We start from the raw sequence: 19,176 nt of genomic DNA, 5'->3' as shown, positions 1-19,176 counted from the left end.
AGGACGGATGTTTCAGCCCGCCTGCCGCAGATCCGCCGCCAGCGCCGCCAGATCGCCCTTGCGCCGCGCCAGCATCGCCCCGATCTCGGCCCGTTCCGAGGCGAGCATGTTCACCCCCTCGATGATGATGTTGAAATAGCGGCTTTTCCCGGACTTGTCCGAGACATGCCACTCGACTTCCATCGGGCTGCGGCCCTTGAGATAGGCGACCGAGGTCACGGCATAGAAGGATTTCACCGGCCGGGCGCCCGTCACCTCGATCTTGGAGCCGATGAACTCGCGGAAGCGCTTGCCGTATTTGCGGCCGATATAACCTTGGAAAGCCTGCCTGTAATCGGCGAATTCGGCGGCGCCGGCCTGCCGTGCCGCCGGACCCAGCGCCGAGCGGGCGATGATCTCGACATCCGCATAGCGCGCGAAGATCGCTTCGAAGGCGCGATACATCTGTGCCGGCGGCTGGCCGGAATTGATCACGGCATAGACCTCGTCCAGCGAGGTCTGGATCAGCGCCCGGGCCTCGTTCGTGTCCAGCGCCCAGGCCGGAGTGGCCGCCAGCGCCAGCCCGGCGCCGACCAGGCCCAGGAAGCCCCGGCGATCCGGCTGGCGGATCTCATTCGGCATAAGGGTCAATGTGCTCTCCTTCCTCGCCAAGCTCGTGGCGGCGATGCTGCAACCAGATCAGCCGCGTCTGGGCATAACTATCGGCGCTTTCGTGCAGGATGGAATCGACGGAATCGCCAAAACGGCCCCGTTCACCGGCTTTTGAGGCGACCCGTGCCCCCATGCCGATCAGATACTGGTCGCGGTTCAGCCAGCCGCGCATCGGGTCAAGCACCAGATCGACCACCCGCCCGGCCGCGTCGCGCGTCGTCGAGGGCCCGATCAGCGGCAGCTCCAGATAGGCCCCCTCGCCCAACCCCCAGACGGCCAGCGTCTCGCCGAAATCCGTGTCTTCCTCGGGCAAGGCGAAATCCTTGCCCGCCGGGTCCAGGAAGCCGGCCAGCCCCAGCGTCGAATTCACCAGAAAGCGAAAGCTCGTCCGCACCGCCGGCGCCGGCCTGCCTTGCAGAAGGTGGTTCGCCGCCTTGCCGGGCAGCGCGAGGTTCGACCCGAAATTCCCAACGGCCTCAAGGGCATGGCTGCCCAATCCGTCGTCGCCTTCGCCCGCCATGCCCGCGCCCAGCGGCTTGACCACCCGCGCATCGAGCCCGCGGTTGAAGGCATGGATCTTGCGGTTCATCGGCTCATAGGGATCGTTGATGCCCTCGGCACCGCGATCCGCAGAACAGGCCGCCAGAATCGCGGTGACGAAAAGAAGCATTGAAAAATTCCGCGCGGGCAAGCTTTTGGTAACCTTCCGTGGCTATGACCTGTCAAGGCGGCGACGATTCGCCTCGGCGGGACCGGGGGTGGCGAGCGGACTGTTTCACGGCCGCGCTTTGGGATATGCGCTGGAACGATTCCGGGCAAGCCCGGACAGGTTGACGAGGAAGGAACCGGCATGGCATTGCCGCCGACGCGACATGACGGCCAGAAAGAGCTGAAATCCGCCCGGGGCAGGGCCTGGCAGCTTTACGTCTTTGTCGGCCTGTTCTCGTTCGCGGTGAACATGCTGATGCTGACCGGGCCGCTTTTCATGATGCAGGTCTATGACCGGGTCCTGGCCAGCCGCTCGGTCGAGACGCTGACGGCGCTGTTCCTGCTGGTGGTCTTCCTGTTCACCCTGATGGGGGTGATCGACCTGGCGCGCAACCGCGTCATGTCCCGCATCGCCGCCCGTTTCCAGGAACGGATGGAGGGCCGCGTCTTCACCGCCGCGCTTCAGGACGGCCAGGCCGTCGGCTCGGACCTGGTGGTGCGCGGCGGGATGCGCGATCTCGAGGCGGTGCAGCGGCTGATCGCCTCGCCGGTGCTGATGGCGCTGTTCGACCTGCCCTGGGCGCCGTTCTTCCTGGCGGCGGTCTTCCTTTTCCACCCCCTGCTGGGCGCGGTGGCGACGGCGGGCCTGGCGGTGCTGGTCGGCGCGACGCTGCTGAACCAATGGCTCGGCCGCGACGCGCTGCAGCAGGCGGCCATCGCCAGCCAGTCGGCCGAGCGCATGTCGGACCTCTATCGCGACGAGGGCGAGCTGATCGGCTCGCTCGGCATGCGGTCGGCGGCCTTCGAACGCTGGCAGGCCGCACGGGACGCCGCGACCGAAGCGGTGATGCGCGGCAACGATCGCGCCACCGGCTTCACCGTATTTTCCCGCACCTTCCGGCTGTTCCTGCAAAGCGCGATCCTGGCCGCCGGCGCCTGGCTGGTGCTGCAGCAGGAGGTGACGCCGGGCGCGATGATCGCCTCTTCCATCCTGATGGGCCGGGCGCTCGCGCCGGTCGAGCAGGTGGTGGGCGGCTGGTCCATCGTGCAGCGCGCCCAGGACGGCTGGAGGCGGCTGGGCGAGCTGCTGTCGCGCCGGCCGCCGGTGCCGCAGCGGACCCCCCTGCCCCGCCCCGAGGCGCTGCTCGAGGTGCGCAACCTGACCGTCGCCCCTCCCGGCCAGGCCGTGGCCACGCTGCGCGGGGTCAGCTTCGACCTGGGTCCCGGCCAGGCGCTCGGCGTGATCGGCCCCTCGGGCGCCGGCAAGACGACGCTGGCCCGCGCGCTGATCGCCGCCTGGCCGGTGGCCTCCGGCTCGATCCGCCTGGGGGGCGCGACACTCGACCAATACGACCCGGACGTGCTGGGCGGGCTGATCGGCTACCTGCCGCAGCAGGTCACGCTGTTCGACGGCACCATTGCCGAGAACATCGCCCGGCTTTCCCCCGAACCCGATCCGCAGCGCGTCGTCGCTGCAGCCATGGCGGCGGCCGCGCATCGGATGATCCTGGACCTGCCGCAGGGCTATGACACCAGGGTCAGCCAGACCGGCGGCCGGCTGTCGGGCGGCCAGATCCAGCGCATCGGCCTGGCCCGGGCGCTCTATGCCGATCCGGTGATCTTCGTGCTGGACGAGCCGAACTCGAATCTCGACAACGAGGGCTCCACGGCGCTGAATCTGGCGATCCGCAACATCAAGGCGCGCGGCGGCGCCGTCATCATCATGGCGCATCGCCCCGCCGCGATCAGCGAATGCGAAATGCTGCTGGTGATGGATCAGGGCCTGCGCCGCGCCTTCGGCCCGCGCGACGAGGTGCTGAAATCTCTGGTCCGGAACGCCGACCAGATCGTCCGCGCCCAGGGCCAAGGCGGAGGCGTGACATGACCGATCCCAGCGAGCTTGGCCGCGCCCCGGTCGAAAAGCTGTCCCCCCCGACGGCCGACCGCGAGGCCGCGCCGCGCTTCCGCGCCCGCCGTGCAGAAAGCCCGGCCCCGCCGCCAGGGCCGGTCCGCAAACGTCCGGAGTGGTCGGCGCGCGGACCGGTGCTGCTGGGGCTGCTGGCCCTGCTGGTGCTGATCGGCGGCTTCGGGCTCTGGGCCTGGACGGCGCGGATCGCCGGCGCCGTGGTCGCCCCCGGTCAGGTCGAGGTCGAACAGCGCCGCCAGATCGTCCAGCATCCGGATGGCGGGGTGGTCGCCGAAATCCTGATCCAGGACGGCGAAAGCGTGAGCGCCGGACAGCCGCTGATCCGGCTGGACGGCGCGCTGCTGAATACCGAACTGGCCATCGTCGAAGGGCAGTATTTCGAGATCCTCGCCCGCCGCGGCCGGCTCGAGGCCGAGCGCGCCGACCGCAAGCAGATCGCCTTTCCGCCCGACCTGATCGAGGCCGCCGCGAAGCGCCCCGAGCTGAAGGCGCTGATGGACGGGCAGTCAAGCCTGTTCCTGGCCCGGCTCGATACGCTCGAGCAGTCGCTCGGCCAGCTGGCGAAACAGGCCGAGCAGATCCAGTCGCAGATCGGCGGGGTGGATGCCCAGAGCCAGGCGCTGCAGCAGCAGAGGGGCTTCATCGCGCAAGAACTGCGCGACCAGCGCTCGCTGCTGGAAAAGGGCCTGGCGCAGGCGCCGCGCGTGCTGGCGCTCGAACGCGAGGCGGCGCGGCTCGACGGGCTGCTGGGCGAGGCGACCGCCACGCGCGCCCGCGCCGTGACCCAGCTGGCCGAGATCGACCTGTCGCGTCTGGAAAAGACCGCAACCCGCCGCGAGGCGGCCGAGACCGAACTGCGCGAGCTCGGCTATCGCGAACTGGAACTGGCCGAACGGCGCCGCTCGCTGCTCGAGCAGATCACCCGGCTGGAAATCCGCGCCCCGGTCTCGGGCGTGGTGCAGGAACTGCAGATCACCACGCCGCGCTCGGTGATCCGGCCGGCGGACCCGATCATGTTCCTGATCCCCCAGGACCGCCCGCTGGTGGTGGGGGCCCGCATCGCCCCGATCAATATCGACGAGGTCCATCCCGGACAGCAGGTGGTGCTGCGCTTCTCGTCCTTCTCGTCGCGCACCACGCCCGAGATCGACGGCACGCTCAGCCGGGTTTCCGCCGACACGCTGATCGACCAGGCCACCCATGTGCCCTATTATCGGGCCGAGGTGACGATCCCCGCCGCCGAGGCCGAAAAGCTCCAGGGGCTGGAACTGGTGCCCGGCATGCCGGTCGAGGTCTATATCCAGACCGGCGACCGCAGTCCGATGGCCTATCTGGTGAAGCCGCTGTCGGATTATTTCACCCGCGCCTTCCGCGAGAACTGACAGGATCGCCCGCGGCAGCCTCCGCGCTTCTTTCTTGTCCAAATATCCCGGGGGAGTCGCGCCGCGGCGCGACGGGGGCAGAGCCCCCTTTGCCACGCCTCCGGCACAGGGGCCACTGCCGCAAATGCGCCGATCCGGCCTGCGCGAGACCCGGGGCAGGTCCACCCCCCGCCGCGGCGAATGGCGGGCATGGGACGATGCCTGGACCCGGTCAGGCGGGGCCTTGACCCCGCAACGCCTCCCGGGGCCGGTCGGTCGCAGGCCCGGGGCCAGCAATCCGGGCCAGGACGATCCCGGCCGAAAGCGGATGCGTGCCGGCCGCGATGCTCTACAGGCCCAGGCACCAGCGCATGATGGCCTTTTGCGCATGCAGCCGGTTCTCGGCCTCGTCGAAGATGACCGAGTTCGGCCCGTCCATCACCGCGCTGGTCGCCTCGTCGTCGCGATGCGCCGGCAGGCAATGCATGAACAGCGCATCCGGCTTGGCCCGCGCCATCAGCGCCTCGTTCACCTGATAGGGGCGCAGCTGGTTGTGCCGCCGTTCGCGCGCCGATTGCGGATCATGCATCGACACCCAGGTATCGGTCACCACCAGATCGGCGCCCTCGACCGCCCGCATCGGATCGCGCTCGATCTGCACCTGCACCCCCTGGGCGCGGGCGAATTCCACCGCCTCGCGCTCTGGGTCCAGCGTGGGCGGGCCGGTGAAGGTGAAGTCATAGCCGAACTGGCCGGCGGCATGGATCATCGAGCAGCAGACATTGTTGCCGTCGCCCGACCAGACCACCTTGCGCCCGGCGATGGGCCCGCGATGCTCCTCGAAAGTCATCACATCGGCCATGATCTGACAGGGATGGGTGCGGTTGGTCAGGCCGTTGATCACCGGAACGCTGGCATGCTCGGCCATTTCCAGCAGCGTCGCCTCTTCGAAGGTGCGGATCATGATCAGGTCGACATAGCGCGACAGCACCCGGGCAGTGTCGGCGATGGTCTCGCCATGGCCCAGCTGCATCTCCTTGCCCGACAGCACCATGGTCTGGCCGCCCATCTGCCGCACGCCCAGGTCGAAGCTGACGCGGGTCCGGGTCGAGGGCTTTTCGAAGATCAGCGCCACCATGCGGTTCCTGAGCGGCAGATCGGCATCGGGCGTTCCCTTGGGCTGGCCGTTGCGCGCGTCCTTCATCCGGCGCGCGGTGTCGATCATGCCGCGCAGATCTGCCTTGTCGGTGGTATGGATGTCGAGGAAACTGTTCATCTTTGACTGTCTTTCGCATTGATCCGGCAAGCAAGCCGCTTTGCCGAACGGAGGTCAAGGCCCAAGGCCCGGTGTCGCGGCGGAATTCGACGCAACCTCATCGGTGCCGGGTCATGACGCGGGCCAGGGTTCCGTCCTCGGCGGGACGCAGCTCTTCGCCGCGAAAGCCTGCCTTCCCATAGGCCCGGATCGCACGTAGGTTGTCGGGCTCGGGGTCGATGACCAGCACCGGCGCCTCGGCCAGCAGCCGGTCGCCCAGGGCGCGCAGCCAGGCGCCGCCATGGCCGAAACCCGCGGGACCAGAAAAGCAGTCGATCGCCAGCGCATCGGCCGGCAGGCCGGCGAAATGCGGCGCGCCCCAGTGATGCGCCGGGTAGAATTGCGCATAGGCGATGGGCGCGCCGTCCAGCAGGGCCAGCCATTGCCGCATGGCCGGCTCCTCCAGATCCTCCTCGATCCCGGCCAGCTGCTCCTCGGCGCCGCGCCACCAGCGCGCCACCTCGGGCAGGCGCAGCCAATCCGCCAGCATGGGCAGATCGGCGCGCGTCACCGGCCGGAAGCCGAACCTATCCATCGATCCTGCTGGCCGCCCGGTCGAGCCGGGCGACCGCCTCGGCGATTTCCTCGTCCGAGATGGTCAGCGGCGGCAGCAGCCGCAGCGTGTCGTCAGCCGCGGCCACGGTCAGGATATGCTCGGCATAGCCGGCCTTGACCACCTCGCCCGGCGCGACCTTGCATTTCAGCCCCAGCATCAGCCCCTGGCCGCGCACGAAGTCGAAGACATCGGGATGCGCCGCCACCAGCCCCTCGAGCTTCTGGCGAAACAGCGCGGCCTTGCGGTTCACCTCGGCCAGAAATTCGGGCGCGGCGACGATCTGCATCACCTTGGCGCCCACCGCGCAGGCCAGGGGATTGCCGCCATAGGTCGAGCCATGCGTGCCCACCGCCATGCCGGCGGCGGCCTTTTCCGTGGCCAGCACCGCGCCCAGCGGGAAGCCGCCGCCGATGCCCTTGGCGACCATCATGATGTCGGGGGCGATGCCGGCATATTCATGCGCGAACAGCTTGCCGGTGCGGCCCATGCCCGCCTGCACCTCGTCCAGCACCAGCAGCGCGCCGGTCCGGTCGCACAGCGCGCGGATCGCCGCCAGGTCGGCATCGGGCAGCGGGCGGATGCCGCCCTCGCCCTGCACCGGCTCCAGCATGACGGCAGCGGTGCGGTCCGAGATCGCCGCCTTCAGCGCCTCCATGTCGCCCCAGGGCAATTGCCGGAAGCCGGGCATCAGCGGGCCGAAGCCCTTGACCATCTTTTCCGAACCCGCCGCCGCGATGGCGCCGGTCGAGCGGCCGTGAAAGGCACCCTCGAAGGTCAGGATCTCGTAGCGGTCGGGATCGCCCTGCTCGCTCCAATACTTGCGCACCATCTTGATCGCCAGCTCCGCGGCCTCGGTGCCGGAATTGGTGATGAAGGCGGTGTCGGCAAAGGTATGCTCGACCAGCAGGTCCGCCAGCTTCTCCTGCTCGGGGATCTGGTAGAGGTTCGAGACATGCCAGATGCGGTTCGCCTGCTCGGTCAGCGCGGCGACCAGGTCGGGATTGGCGTGACCCAGCGCGTTCACGGCGATGCCGGCGCCCAGGTCCAGATATCGCGTCCCGTCCGTCGCGATGGCCCAGGAGCCCTCGCCCCGCTCGAAGGCGATGGGGGCGCGGTTATAGGTCGGCAGGACGTGCGAAATCATGGAGTTACCCTCTCTGGGAACGGCCGCGCGGCGGCACCATGGCTGACGGAAAGACGGAAAGGCAGGCGGGATCGGACGTTGAAGGCGTCAACGTCGGGGACGGGCGATATGGGCGGTCCGGGCGATCATGCCCGTCGCATAGCGCGGATGCGCGCCCCGTGCAACGGAGATTTCAGGGCTTCATGCGGTAGCCGGTGGCCAGCCAGCGCCAGGCGGTGAACAGCACCAGCGCCACGGTCAGCGCGCAGACCGCCAGCCCGCGCAGCACCGGCGCGTCGGAAACCCCGGCGATGCCGTAGCGCGCGCCGTCGATCAGGTAGAAGATCGGGTTCCAATGCGCCAGCGCCCGGAACGGCTCGGGCAGCGCCTCGACGGAATAGAAGGTGCCCGACAGGAAGGACAGCGGCGTCACGATGAAATTGGTGATCACCGCCATCTGGTCGAATTTCTGCGCCACGATCCCGGCCAGAAGCCCCAGCCCGCCCATCAGCAGCGCGCCCAAGACCACGAAACCCAGCGCCCAGACCGGATGCGCCACCCCCTGCCCGATCACCAGCGCCATGCCGGCGGCGATGGCGGCGGCGACGATCAGCGCCCGCGTCACCGCGCCGATCAGATAGCCGGCCAGGATCTCGCCCGCCGAGAGCGGCGGCATCAGCGTGTCGACGATATTGCCCTGCATCTTGGCCGAGATGATCGACGAGGAAGTATTGGCGAAGGCGTTCTGGATCACCGTCATCATCAGGATGCCGGGTCCCAGGAAGGCCAGATAGGGCAGGCCCATCACCTCGCCGCGGTTGCGCCCCAGCGCCAGGGCAAAGACGATCACGAACAGCGCCGAGGTCATCAGCGGCGCGAAGATGGTCTGCTGCCAGACCGACATGAAGCGCATGATCTCGCGGCGGCTGAGCGTATAGAGGCCCAGCCAGTTCATCCGGCCGAAGCGGCGTACGCCCATCTGGCGGAATCCGGGGCTGGTCGGGTCGGGCTGCATCGGGGCTCCTTGAATTTGCGGGCTCGGATGGGTAAATCTGGCTATCCCCGGATTTAAGGCCGGGTCTTGCGGAATTGAAGCCACTAGCACGAAGAGCGCCGGGACGCATCCCGGTGCATGAAAGGCAAGCCATGTCCTGGACCGACGAGCGCGTCGAGACGTTGAAACGCATGTGGGCCGAGGGCCAGTCGGCCAGCCAGATCGCCAAGGAGCTGGGCGGCGTGACCCGGAACGCGGTGATCGGCAAGGTCCACCGCCTGGGCCTGTCGAATCGCACCGAGGACGGCGCGGATCCGGCGCCCGACCCCGTCGCCAAACCCGCACCCGCCGCAGCGGCGCCCGAGCCGAAGCCCGCGGCGGCGGCCCAGCCGGCGCCCGCACCCGAACCGAAGCCCGCGGCAGCCGCCGCACCCGAGCCGGTGCCCGAACCCGCGCCGCAGCCCGCCAGCTTCAACCGCCGGCCCATCGTGCCGGCCGGCCAGCCGCTGCCGCCGCAGCCCTCGGCCAACGAGATCAGCCCCGAGGCGCTGGCCTCGGTCCGCGAGGTCGAGAAGCGCGCGCGCAAGCTGACGCTGATGGAACTGACCGAGCGCACCTGCAAATGGCCGATCGGCGACCCGGCGACCGACAAGTTCTGGTTCTGCGGCCTGCCCTCGATGCCCGGCAAGCCCTATTGCGAGGCGCATGTCGGCGTGGCCTTCCAGCCGATGAGCGCCCGTCGCGACCGCAGGCGGTAGGTGGCCGGCTTTCCCCGGCTGGCCGCGCTGGCGGTGACGCTGGACGGCCGGGGCGATGCGGCCCGCGTCCTGCTGGTGCAGCGCCGAAACCCGCCCGATGCCGGGCTCTGGGGTTTTCCCGGCGGCCATGTCGAGCCCGGGGAAACCGCGCTGCAGGCCGCCGCCCGCGAGCTGGCCGAGGAAACCGGCGTCATCGCCCGGCCAAGGGCCTATATCGACAATATCGACGTGATCGAACACGGGGCCGATGGCGCCCTGCGCTTTCATTTCCTGCTGGCCGCGGTGCGCTGCGACTATGTCTCGGGCGTGCCGGTGGCGGCGGATGACGCGCTGGATGCGCGCTGGGTCTCGGTCGAGGAGATCCGCAGCGCCGCCCTGCCGCTCAGCGCGCGGGTGGCCGATACGGTGGCCAAGGCGCTGCGGCTGGAGCGGCTGGGCGGCTGACCGGCCCCCTGCCGGTCCGGCCGCGCGAAACAGGCCACCGCCTGCACCAGCAGGACCGCCAGGCCCAGTTCCAGCAATTCCTCGAACCGGTCGGCCAGCGCCCCCTGCCCGGGCTGCAGCATGATGCCGAAACCCGCCAGCTTGCGGTCCAGCCCGTCCAGCGATTTCGAGACCACCAGCAGCAGCGCCGCGCCGCCGACCAGCCAGCATGTCGTGTCGCCCGCGCGCAGGCCGCGCCACCAGCGCGGCAGGTTCAGGACCAGCAGCCGCCACCCGCAAAGCAGGATCAGAGCCACCGCCGCCGCACCGACGGCCTTTTCCCAGACCGGCGCCCCGCCGCTGTAAAGCCGCAGCTGCAGCAGCCCCTCGGTCGTGAATTGCTTGTCGAAATCCAGCTCGCGCATCGCCATCAGCAGCAGGATCGCCGGGATGTGCCAATGCCGGCGCCGCTCTCGCCCCCAGGCCAGCCAGAGCAGCGCCGGCACCACCAGCAGCAGCGCGGACAGGATCTCGATGCTGTGGTCTTCCTTGAAAATCGAGGCGACCTGCGCCTGGGTTATCAGGTCCAGGCTCAATGCCAGCAGGATCAGGCCCAGCTGGCAAGAAAGCAGGGTGGCGGGTTTCAAGGTCATCTGGCTCCTAACGCGGCTGGATGCTTGGCTGGGAAACCCGGCACGACGGCCGGCACGCGGGACGCGACCATCATGAAATCGTCACCACAACGACATAATCCGCCCGGCCCGGATGCACAACCGCGCCGGCCTTTGGGCGCTGGCCTTCACCCGATCCGGGGGCTAAACACGGGCGACGAACCTTACAGGATCCGCATATGGCCCGGCACCTCATCACCTCGGCGATCCCTTACATCAACGGGATCAAGCACCTCGGCAATCTCGTCGGCTCGCAGCTTCCGGCGGATCTCTATGCCCGCTACCTGCGGGGCCGCGAGCACGAGGTGATGTTCATCTGCGCCACGGACGAGCACGGCACCCCCGCCGAGCTTGCCGCCGCCAAGGCCGGCAAGCCGATAGCCGTCTATTGCGCCGAGATGCACGAGATCCAGGCGGAAATCGCCCGCAATTTCGGCCTGTCCTTCGACCATTTCGGCCGGTCGTCCAGCGAACGCAACCACGTGCTGACCCAGCATTTCGCCGGCAAGCTGGACGAGAACGGCTATATCGCCGAGGTCGAGGAGCGGCAGGTCTATTCCATCGACGACGGCCGGTTCCTGCCCGACCGCTATATCGAGGGCACCTGCCCCAACTGCGGCTATGACAAGGCGCGCGGCGACCAGTGCGAGAACTGCACCAAGCAGCTCGACCCGACCGACCTGATCGAGCCGCGCTCGGCCATTTCCGGCTCGACCAATCTGGAAGTGCGGGCGACCAAGCACCTCTACCTGCGCCAGCGGGCGCTGAAGGACCAGATCGCCGCCTGGATCGACAGCAAGACCGACTGGCCGATCCTGACCACCTCGATCGCCAAGAAATGGCTGAACGACGGCGACGGGCTGCAGGATCGCGGCATCACCCGCGACCTCGACTGGGGCATCCCGGTGAAAAAGGGCGACAAGCCCTGGCCGGGGATGGAGGGCAAGGTCTTCTACGTCTGGTTCGACGCGCCCATCGAATATATCGCCGCCACCGCCGAGGGCGCCGACAAGCGCGGCGAACCCGACAGCGCCTGGCGCCGCTGGTGGCGCCTGGACGAGGGCGCCGAGGACGTGACCTATACCCAGTTCATGGGCAAGGACAACGTGCCCTTCCACACGCTTTCCTTCCCGGCCACGATCATCGGCTCGGGCGAGCCCTGGAAACTGGTCGATTACATCAAGAGCTTCAACTACCTGACCTATGACGGCGGGCAGTTCTCGACCAGCCAGGGGCGTGGCGTGTTCATGGATCAGGCGCTGTCGATCCTGCCCGCCGATTACTGGCGCTGGTGGCTGTTGTCGCACGCTCCCGAATCCGGCGACAGCGAGTTCACCTGGGACAATTTCCAGCAATCGGTGAACAAGGACCTGGCCGACGTGCTGGGCAATTTCGTCAGCCGGATCACCAAGTTCTGCCGCAGCAAGTTCGGCGAGGCCATCCCCGAGGGCGGCAGCTACGGCCCCGAGGAAGAGGCGCTGGTCGAGGCGCTGACCACCCGCATCCGCGCCTATGAGGGCTTCATGGACCATGTCGAGGTCCGCAAGGCGGCGGCGGAACTGCGGGCGATCTGGGTTCTGGGCAACGAATACCTGCAATCGGCCGCGCCCTGGTCCACCTTCAAGACCGACCCGGACAAGGCGGCGATGCAGGTCCGGCTGGGGCTGAACCTGATCCGGCTTTATGCCGTTCTGTCCTCGCCCTTCATCCCCTTCGCGGCGGATGCGATGCTGGCGGCGATGCAAAGCCAGGACCGGGCCTGGCCCGACGATGTCCGCACCGCCCTGCAGGCGCTGCCCGCCGGCCACGCCTTCACCGTGCCGGAGGTGCTGTTCGCCAAGATCAGCGACGAGCAACGCGACGAATGGCAGGACCGCTTCAAGGGCATCCGCGGCTGATGCGGGGCTTGCGCCGCTGACGCGGGCGGTGGACTTCCGCCGCCGGGCAAGGGCATGATCGCGAACATCCCGACCGACAAGCGCAGAGGCCAACATGACCCATTGCATCCTGATCGGCGCCCCGGTGGACGAGGGCCAGCGGCGGCCCGGCTGCCTGATGGGCCCCGCCGCCTATCGCGTGGCCGGGCTGGCCTCGACCCTGACCGCGCTGGGGCACACGGTCGAGGATCGCGGCGATCTGTGCCCCGCCCCCGGCCGCGGCCAGAGCTGCCCCAACGCCGCCGTGCATCACCTGCCCGAGATCATCGCCTGGACCGAGGCCCTGCGCGCCGCCGGCTGTGCGGCGATGGAGGAAGGCCTGCCGATCTTTCTGGGCGGCGACCATGCGCTGGCGCTTGGCACGCTGGCCGGGGTGGCCGCACATGCCCATGCGGCGGGCCGGCCGCAATTCGTGCTGTGGCTGGACGCGCATAGCGATTTCCACACCGTCGAGACCACCCAATCGGGCAACCTGCACGGCACGCCCCTGGCCTATGCCTCGGGCCGGGCGGGCTTCGACGCCTTCCCCGCCTTTCCGGCGCCGATTCCGGGCCGGAACATCTGCATGTTCGGCATCCGCAGCGTGGACGCCGCCGAATCCGCCGCGCTGCGCGAGACCGAGATCGTCGTGAACGACATGCGCGTGCTGGACGAGCGCGGCATCGTCGCGCCGCTGCGCGAATTCCTCGACCGGGTGCGGGAGGAGAAAGGGCTGCTGCATGTGTCGCTGGACGTCGATTTCCTCGACCCTTCGATCGCGCCGGCCGTCGGCACCACCGTCCCCGGCGGCACCACCTTCCGCGAGGCGCATCTGGTCTGCGAACTGCTGCACGAAAGCGGGCTGATGACCTCGCTGGACCTGGTCGAGCTGAACCCGTTCCTGGACGAGCGCGGCCGCACCGCCAAGCTGATGGTCGATCTGGTCGGCTCGCTGATGGGACGCAAGGTCTTCGACCGGCCGACGCGCAGTTACTGAAAGAGCCGTCACCCGAACCCCGGCGCGCAAGGGACATCCGGCCGGCGGTCCGAGGATTTTCCGGAACGCGTCAGGCCGCCCTGCCGGCAGCCGGCGGCCCGTCATGGGCAGGACGCGGCAGCCGGCCAGCCGCCCTGCCGCACGCTTCGCGGCGCCCTCGCCGCGGTATGCGCCACCAACTTGCCCAGCGGCAAAGCGTCGCTGCGAATATCCCGAGCCGCAATCTCGCGCATTCCGCATCACCCGCAGCCGATTGAAAAGCCCATCCCACACGATCCCGTCGGCTGCAGCTTTGCCCCATCCGGAACCCTTCAGCCGAGGCTTGCCAATCCCCGCCGCGCCCGCTAGCCAATCCCCGGCGCGGGCGTGGCGGAATGGTAGACGCATGGGACTTAAACTCCCTGGGGCGCAAGCCTGTGCGGGTTCGAGTCCCGCCGCCCGCACCAGATCCATGCGCCCCCGGCAGCGATATAAGCACGACATGCATGCCACCCCTTCCGGCCAGGATCCCGGCTGCGGCACCGGCCTTCAGCCACGAAGCACCCGGCGCGGCATGCCGTGACCGCAGGCGGCCACCTTTCGATGCCCGCCCGCGATCCCAGAAAGAGGGCAAGAGAAGGCGCACCGGTTCACCTGCCCTCGCCGCCCGAAGAACCCTTACCACCACGCTTGGATCGTCCGGGGGCCTTCCCTCTATCGGCATCTTTCCTTACTTCGCCGGCCGATTCGCCGCAAATGTCAACCAGGACCGATTTTAAACAAATCACCTTGGTTCCCCTGCCCGGCTCGGCTAGGTTCGCGCCGGAATCCGAACCCAGGAGAACACGATGGCACAGCGCCTTCACCTCGTTTTCGGCGGCGAGCTTGTCGACCCCACCCGCACCGAATTCCGCGATACCAAGGACATCCATATCGTCGGAATCTTCCCGAACTACGCCGAGGCTCATGCCGCCTGGAAATCCGAAGCGCAGCGCACCGTCGACAGCGCCCATACCCGCTATTTCATCGCCCATCTGCACCGGCTGCGCGACGAAGAGCAGGAGGTGAGCGCGACCGAGGAACTGGGCGGCTAGATCCCCCGCGAATCGCGATGCTTCCCTCGCAGGCGACCGCATCCCTGGCGCTCTGGCTGCATCTGCGCCGCCGCGCCGCGCTGGCCGAAGGGCGGGGCGAGCCCATCGCCGTCCCGGCGGGCGAAGGCCCGCTGCTGATGGTGCATCTGTCCGAGAATGCCGAGGATCCGCCGCAGCTTGGCCCGTTGATCGGGGCGCTGCTGGCGCGGCGGCCGGGGCTGCGCTGCGCCTTTACCGGCGCGCCGCCGCCTCCCGGTTCGCTGCCCGCCGGCCTGCGGGCGGCCGCCCTGCCCCGGCCGCGCGATCCCGCCGCCGTGCGCGAGGTGATCGGGGCGCTGCAGCCGCGCGCGCTGCTGATCCTCGGCGACCAGCTTCCGGCCTCGCTCATCTCGGGCATGGCCGATGCGGGGCTGCCGGTGATCCTGTGCGAGGCGCGGCTGGTCGCCTATACCCGGCGCGGCTCGTGGCGCGGGGCGATCAATCGCGGGCTGATGCGCAGGATCACCCGCATCCTCGCCCCCGACCTGACCGCCGGCGCCGCCGCCCGCCAGCTTGGCGCCCCCCCGGACCGGATCGAGCTGACCGGCCCGATCACCGAGACCCGGCCGCCGCTTTGCGCCAACGAGGCCGAGCGGCGCGCCCTGGCGCAGATCCTCGCGGGCCGTCACGTCTGGCTCGCGGCCTGCCCCACCCTGCCCGAGGCCAAGGCCGCCCTGGCCGCGCATCAGGCGGCGCTGCATCACAACCACCGCGCGCTGCTGATCCTGGCCGGGCTGCCGGCCGACACCCTCGCCGCGGTCCTGACCGAGGTCGAGGAACTCGGCCTGGCCGCGGTGCTGCGTTCCGAGGACAGCGACCCTTCCTCCGACGATCACGTCCTGATCGCCGAGGACACGCATGAGATGGGGCTTTGGTATCGGCTGGCGCCGGTCTGCTTCATGGGCGGCACGCTGCTGCCCGGTCCGGGCCTCGCGCCGCGCCATCCGTTCGAACCGGCGGCGCTTGGCTCGGCAGTCATCCACGGCCCGGTGATCGAGGCGCATGGCCCGGAATGGGTGCAGCTGGACGGCGCCTCGGCGGCACGGCTGGTCACCGACGCCGCGGGGCTGACGCGGGCGGTGGCCGATCTGTCGGCGCCCGATCAGGCGGCGATGCTGGCCGGCAACGCCTGGTCGGTCAGCACCGGCGGCGCCGCGGTGCTGCGCCGCATCGCCGATACCGTCATCGAGGCGATGGAGAACCCGCAATGAGCCGCCGCGCCCCCGATTTCTGGTTCCGCCCGCCCGGGCTGCCCGCCCGCCTGCTGGCGCCGCTGGGCGGGCTCTACGCCGCCGCCACCGCCCGGCGCCTGGCGCGCGGCCCGCGGCTGCGGCCGGGCGTGCCGGTGATCTGCGTCGGCAACCTGAACGCCGGCGGCACCGGCAAGACCCCGACCGCGATCATGCTGGCCCAGCTGCTGCAGGCGCGCGGCGTGGCGGTGCATATCGTCTCGCGCGGCTATGGCGGCCGCGAGAAAGGCCCGCTGCGGGTCGAGGAATCGCGCCACAAGGCTGCCGAGGTCGGGGACGAACCGCTGCTGATGGCGGCCTTCGCCCCGGTCTGGGTCGCGGATGACCGCCAGGCGGGGGCACGGACGGCGGTCAAGGCCGGGGCGCAGGCGATCCTGCTCGACGACGGCTTCCAGGACCCGGCGCTGGCGCATGACCTGTCGCTGGTCGTGGTCGATGCGGCCAGGGGTTTCGGCAACGGCTTCTGCCTGCCCGCCGGGCCGCTGCGCGAGCCGGTGGATCGCGGCCTTGCCCGCGCCGACCTGCTGCTTTCGATCGGCGACGGCGCGGCCCAGGCGCGTTTCGCCGCCGCCTGGGGACCGCGGCTGAGGCTGCCGCACCTGACCGGCCATCTCGCACCGCTGCAGACCGGCATGGACTGGCAGGGCCTGCGCGTGCTGGCCTTTGCCGGCATCGGCCATCCCGAGAAATTCTTCGCCACCCTGCGCGGCCTCGGCGCCGAGGTGGTCCGCGCCGAGGCGCTGGAGGATCACCAGCCCTTCACCCCGCAACTGCTGACCCGCCTCCAGACCGAATCGCGGCTGCTGGGCGCGCAGATGGTGACGACGGAAAAGGATGCCGCGCGGCTGCCGCGCCGCTTCCGGCCCGGGGTGCTGACCCTGCCGGTGCGGCTGCAGCTGGACGACCCGGCGCCGCTGACCCGGCGGCTGGAGGCGCTGGGATTGTGAAAGGCCCCGGCAAGATCCGGGGCCTTCCGCTTTCACCGTTTCCCAAATACTCCGGCAGCCGCGCCGCCGGACCGGCGTTCAGCCTTCCTCGGCCAGCTTGGCGTCGATGATCTTCTTCAGATCGTCCCAGGGCTGGTTCTGGACCTTCTCGCCGGCGATGATGAAGGTCGGCGTGCCCTCGATCTGGTCGGCGGTGGCATGGGTCTGGAAGGTGGTGACCAGATCCGCGACCTTCTGCGTATCGTTCCAGCAGGCATCCATCTGCTCGCCGGTCATGCCGGCCTTGGCGCCGATCTTGCGCAGGTTGGCGGCGATCTCGTCGCCGGATTTGGCGTTCAGCCAGTTCTTCTGGTCGTCGAAGATCAGGTCGGACACGGCGTAGTATTTCTCGTCCCCGCCACAGCGCGCCAGGATGCCGGCCCACAGGCCGACGGCGTCGAAATAGACGTCGCGCTGGATGAACTTCACCTTGCCGGTATCGATATATTCGGCCTTCAGCTTGGGCAGGTTCTGGTCGTGGAAGGCCGCGCAATGGCTGCAGGTGAAGCTGGCATATTCGATGATGGTGACCGGAGCATCGGCCGCGCCCAGGGCGATGTCGGGCAGGACCTTGCCCTCGGGCATCTGCTCGGCGGCCTGGGCGTTTCCGGCGGCGTTGTCGGCGGGTTTCGCCTCTTGCGCCAGCGCCGGCAGCGCAGAGACGGTCAGCGCGGCCGTGGCGGCGGCGATCAGAGAGCGGCGAAGCAGCATCATGGATTGGCCTTTCGGTCGTTGGCGTCCCGGCGGGACAGGATGTTCAGCGCCAGCCGCCGCATGGCGTCGGAAAGCGCGGGATTGTCGAAGCCCGAGGCGATGTCCTCGGCCTGGGCGATCTTCTGCGGATCGGGCGCGGCGGCGCGGCGCGGCGCGGCGGCGAACTCGGCCTGGCCTTCCGCAAAGCCTCCCTCACCTTCCGCGAAACCCACGGGCGCGGTCTGGGTCAGCACGATGCGCGAGACGGCGTTGAAGCCGTAGCAGGCATTCACCCGCGCGCGGATCTGGTCCAGCTGCATGGCGACCAGCGGCGCATGCGCGCCCGGCACCAGCAGCGTCAGCGTGGCGCCGAACCCCTTGCCGTGGCTGATCCGGACCGGGCGGGTATGGGCGGCAAGCTCGGGGCCGACCACCTCCTGCCAATGCGTCAGCAGCCGGGCCACGGCGAAGCCCCGCCCCTCGCCCACGGCCTTCACCCGCTGCGCAACCAGCTGCGCCGCGGCCTCGAAGCCGCGCATGCGGCGGCGGGGCTGGGTCTCGGGTTTCTTCTGGGCCATCGGGCGACCATATGGTTTATCTGCGCCGCAGTCTGGACCGCGGCGCGCCCGGATGCCAGAGAGACGCGGCTGAATGAGGCTGAAAATTGCGTGACCCGAAGGTGATCCCCACCGAGCTGCTGGCCTGGTACGACCGCCATGCCCGCGCCCTGCCCTGGCGCGTGCCGCCCGGGCAGGGCCGCGCCGATCCCTATCGCGTCTGGCTGTCCGAGGTCATGCTGCAACAGACCACCGTCGCGGCGGTGAAGGCCTATTTCGAACGCTTCACCAGCCTCTGGCCCACGGTCCACGACCTCGCCGCGGCCGAGGACGCGCAGGTGATGGCCGAATGGGCGGGGCTGGGCTATTACGCCCGCGCCCGCAACCTGGTGGCCTGTGCCCGCGAGGTCGCCGCCATGGGCGCATTCCCCGACACGCGCGAGGGGTTGGCGGCGCTGCCCGGCATCGGCGCCTATACCTCGGCCGCCATCGCCGCCATCGCCTTCGACCGGCCCGAGACGGTGGTGGACGGCAATGTCGAGCGCGTCGTGGCCCGGCTTTTCGCAATCGGAACGCCGCTGCCCGCCGCCAAGCCGGAACTGGTGGCGCTGGCCACCCGGCTGACGCCCGCCGAGCGGCCGGGCGATTTCGCCCAGGCGATGATGGACCTGGGTGCGACGATCTGCACGCCGCGCAGCCCGGCCTGCGGCATCTGCCCGATCATCGACCATTGCGCTGCCCGCGCCCAGGGCATCGCCGCCGAACTGCCGCGCAAGACGCCGAAGAAACCCAAGCCGCTGCGCCGGGGCACGGTCTGGATCGGCTTTGCCGAGGGCGCGGTGCTGGTCGAGACCCGGCCGGACAAGGGCCTGCTGGGCGGCACGCTGGCCTTTCCCTCGACCGGCTGGGACGGCTCGCACCACCCGCCGCCCGCCCCCGCCGACTGGCAGGAGATCGGCCTCGTCCGCCATGTCTTCACCCATTTCGCGCTGGACCTGACGGTGATGAGCGCCCGCTTGACCGCGGCGCCGGAACGCGGCAGCCTGACCCCGCTTGGCGCCTTCCGCCCCAGCGCCCTGCCGGGGCTGATGCGCAAGGCCTGGTCCCTCGCCAAGGACCATCCCGAAACAGCCCGCCCCGCGACATCGCGTCGCCATGGCAAGCCATAGCAAAACCCG

18 protein-coding genes and 1 tRNA gene are annotated in these 19,176 nt (G+C 69.5%); 11 read left to right on the top strand and 8 right to left on the bottom strand.

Annotated features, from left to right (window positions below):
• Positions 1–12: 12 nt before the first annotated feature.
• Positions 13–621 (bottom strand): phospholipid-binding protein MlaC, encoded by a 609-nt coding sequence (locus tag PARJ55_RS0111940; RefSeq protein WP_028713260.1) that lies wholly within the window; start codon positions 619–621, stop codon positions 13–15.
• Positions 611–1,321 carry a VacJ family lipoprotein gene (locus PARJ55_RS0111935; RefSeq protein WP_028713259.1) on the bottom strand — a complete coding sequence of 237 codons (711 nt, stop codon included), beginning with the start codon at positions 1,319–1,321 and terminating at the stop codon, positions 611–613. The genes PARJ55_RS0111940 and PARJ55_RS0111935 overlap by 11 nt, the downstream gene beginning before the upstream one ends.
• Before the next feature lie 180 nt (positions 1,322–1,501).
• On the opposite strand from PARJ55_RS0111935, the gene PARJ55_RS0111930 reads away from it, so the two are divergent.
• A complete protein-coding gene (locus PARJ55_RS0111930) occupies positions 1,502–3,244 on the top strand; it encodes a type I secretion system permease/ATPase (protein ID WP_028713258.1) in 1,743 nt (580 codons plus the stop codon).
• Complete coding sequence (locus PARJ55_RS0111925) at positions 3,241–4,668, top strand: HlyD family type I secretion periplasmic adaptor subunit (protein WP_084637834.1); 1,428 nt, start codon at positions 3,241–3,243, stop codon at positions 4,666–4,668. Before PARJ55_RS0111930 ends, PARJ55_RS0111925 begins: the two co-directional genes overlap by 4 nt.
• 328 nt (positions 4,669–4,996) lie before the next feature.
• On the opposite strand, the gene argF is transcribed toward PARJ55_RS0111925, so the two are convergent.
• The 4 genes from argF to PARJ55_RS0111905 all read right to left on the bottom strand — a co-directional run bounded on the left by argF (position 4,997) and on the right by PARJ55_RS0111905 (position 8,656).
• Complete coding sequence (gene argF, locus PARJ55_RS0111920; RefSeq protein ID WP_028713256.1) at positions 4,997–5,923, bottom strand: ornithine carbamoyltransferase; 927 nt, start codon at positions 5,921–5,923, stop codon at positions 4,997–4,999.
• A gap of 97 nt (positions 5,924–6,020) precedes the next feature.
• The gene (locus PARJ55_RS0111915; RefSeq protein WP_028713255.1) at positions 6,021–6,497 is read right to left on the bottom strand and encodes a GNAT family N-acetyltransferase; all 477 of its coding nucleotides are present in this window, start codon (positions 6,495–6,497) and stop codon (positions 6,021–6,023) included.
• Complete coding sequence (locus tag PARJ55_RS0111910) at positions 6,490–7,662, bottom strand: aspartate aminotransferase family protein (protein WP_028713254.1); 1,173 nt, start codon at positions 7,660–7,662, stop codon at positions 6,490–6,492. The genes PARJ55_RS0111915 and PARJ55_RS0111910 overlap by 8 nt, the downstream gene beginning before the upstream one ends.
• Positions 7,663–7,834: 172 nt before the next feature.
• Positions 7,835–8,656 carry an ABC transporter permease gene (locus PARJ55_RS0111905; protein WP_028713253.1) on the bottom strand — a complete coding sequence of 274 codons (822 nt, stop codon included), beginning with the start codon at positions 8,654–8,656 and terminating at the stop codon, positions 7,835–7,837.
• A gap of 131 nt (positions 8,657–8,787) precedes the next feature.
• Here PARJ55_RS0111905 and PARJ55_RS0111900 point away from each other — a divergent pair, with 131 nt between their 5' ends.
• The 8 genes from PARJ55_RS0111900 (at position 8,788) to lpxK (ending at position 16,709) form a co-directional block, all read left to right on the top strand.
• On the top strand, positions 8,788–9,393 hold the full coding sequence (locus PARJ55_RS0111900) for a GcrA family cell cycle regulator (protein ID WP_028713252.1): 606 nt from the start codon (positions 8,788–8,790) through the stop codon (positions 9,391–9,393).
• Positions 9,394–9,837, top strand: a complete 444-nt coding sequence (locus tag PARJ55_RS23330) for an NUDIX hydrolase (protein ID WP_028717037.1) — start codon at positions 9,394–9,396, stop codon at positions 9,835–9,837.
• Between the two features lie 829 nt (positions 9,838–10,666).
• A complete protein-coding gene (metG, locus tag PARJ55_RS0111890; protein WP_028713251.1) occupies positions 10,667–12,385 on the top strand; it encodes a methionine--tRNA ligase in 1,719 nt (572 codons plus the stop codon).
• Positions 12,386–12,479: 94 nt separating this feature from the next.
• Entirely contained in the window at positions 12,480–13,400 is a 921-nt protein-coding gene (rocF, locus tag PARJ55_RS0111885; RefSeq protein WP_028713250.1) for an arginase, read from the top strand.
• A gap of 360 nt (positions 13,401–13,760) precedes the next feature.
• Positions 13,761–13,846: transfer RNA gene (locus tag PARJ55_RS0111880), tRNA-Leu, on the top strand.
• A 381-nt stretch (positions 13,847–14,227) separates the two neighbouring features.
• Positions 14,228–14,473 (top strand): DUF4170 domain-containing protein, encoded by a 246-nt coding sequence (locus tag PARJ55_RS0111875; protein ID WP_028713249.1) that lies wholly within the window; start codon positions 14,228–14,230, stop codon positions 14,471–14,473.
• 17 nt (positions 14,474–14,490) lie between these two features.
• Positions 14,491–15,723, top strand: a complete 1,233-nt coding sequence (locus PARJ55_RS0111870; RefSeq protein WP_028713248.1) for a 3-deoxy-D-manno-octulosonic acid transferase — start codon at positions 14,491–14,493, stop codon at positions 15,721–15,723.
• Entirely contained in the window at positions 15,720–16,709 is a 990-nt protein-coding gene (lpxK, locus tag PARJ55_RS0111865) for a tetraacyldisaccharide 4'-kinase (RefSeq protein ID WP_028713247.1), read from the top strand. Before PARJ55_RS0111870 ends, lpxK begins: the two co-directional genes overlap by 4 nt.
• 78 nt (positions 16,710–16,787) lie before the next feature.
• Here lpxK and PARJ55_RS0111860 read toward each other — a convergent pair whose 3' ends face one another.
• Both PARJ55_RS0111860 and PARJ55_RS0111855 read right to left on the bottom strand, forming a co-directional pair.
• Positions 16,788–17,462 (bottom strand): DsbA family protein, encoded by a 675-nt coding sequence (locus PARJ55_RS0111860; RefSeq protein ID WP_028713246.1) that lies wholly within the window; start codon positions 17,460–17,462, stop codon positions 16,788–16,790.
• A complete protein-coding gene (locus tag PARJ55_RS0111855; RefSeq protein ID WP_028713245.1) occupies positions 17,459–18,019 on the bottom strand; it encodes a DUF721 domain-containing protein in 561 nt (186 codons plus the stop codon). Before PARJ55_RS0111855 ends, PARJ55_RS0111860 begins: the two co-directional genes overlap by 4 nt.
• Before the next feature lie 86 nt (positions 18,020–18,105).
• Here PARJ55_RS0111855 and PARJ55_RS0111850 point away from each other — a divergent pair, with 86 nt between their 5' ends.
• A complete protein-coding gene (locus PARJ55_RS0111850; protein WP_028713244.1) occupies positions 18,106–19,167 on the top strand; it encodes an A/G-specific adenine glycosylase in 1,062 nt (353 codons plus the stop codon).
• The last annotated feature ends 9 nt before the right edge of the window (positions 19,168–19,176 follow it).

Origin of the sequence: Paracoccus sp. J55, from assembly GCF_000513975.1 — a bacterium.
Classification (GTDB): Bacteria; Pseudomonadota; Alphaproteobacteria; order Rhodobacterales; family Rhodobacteraceae; genus Paracoccus.
This window is presented reverse-complemented; position numbering and strand designations above follow the sequence as displayed.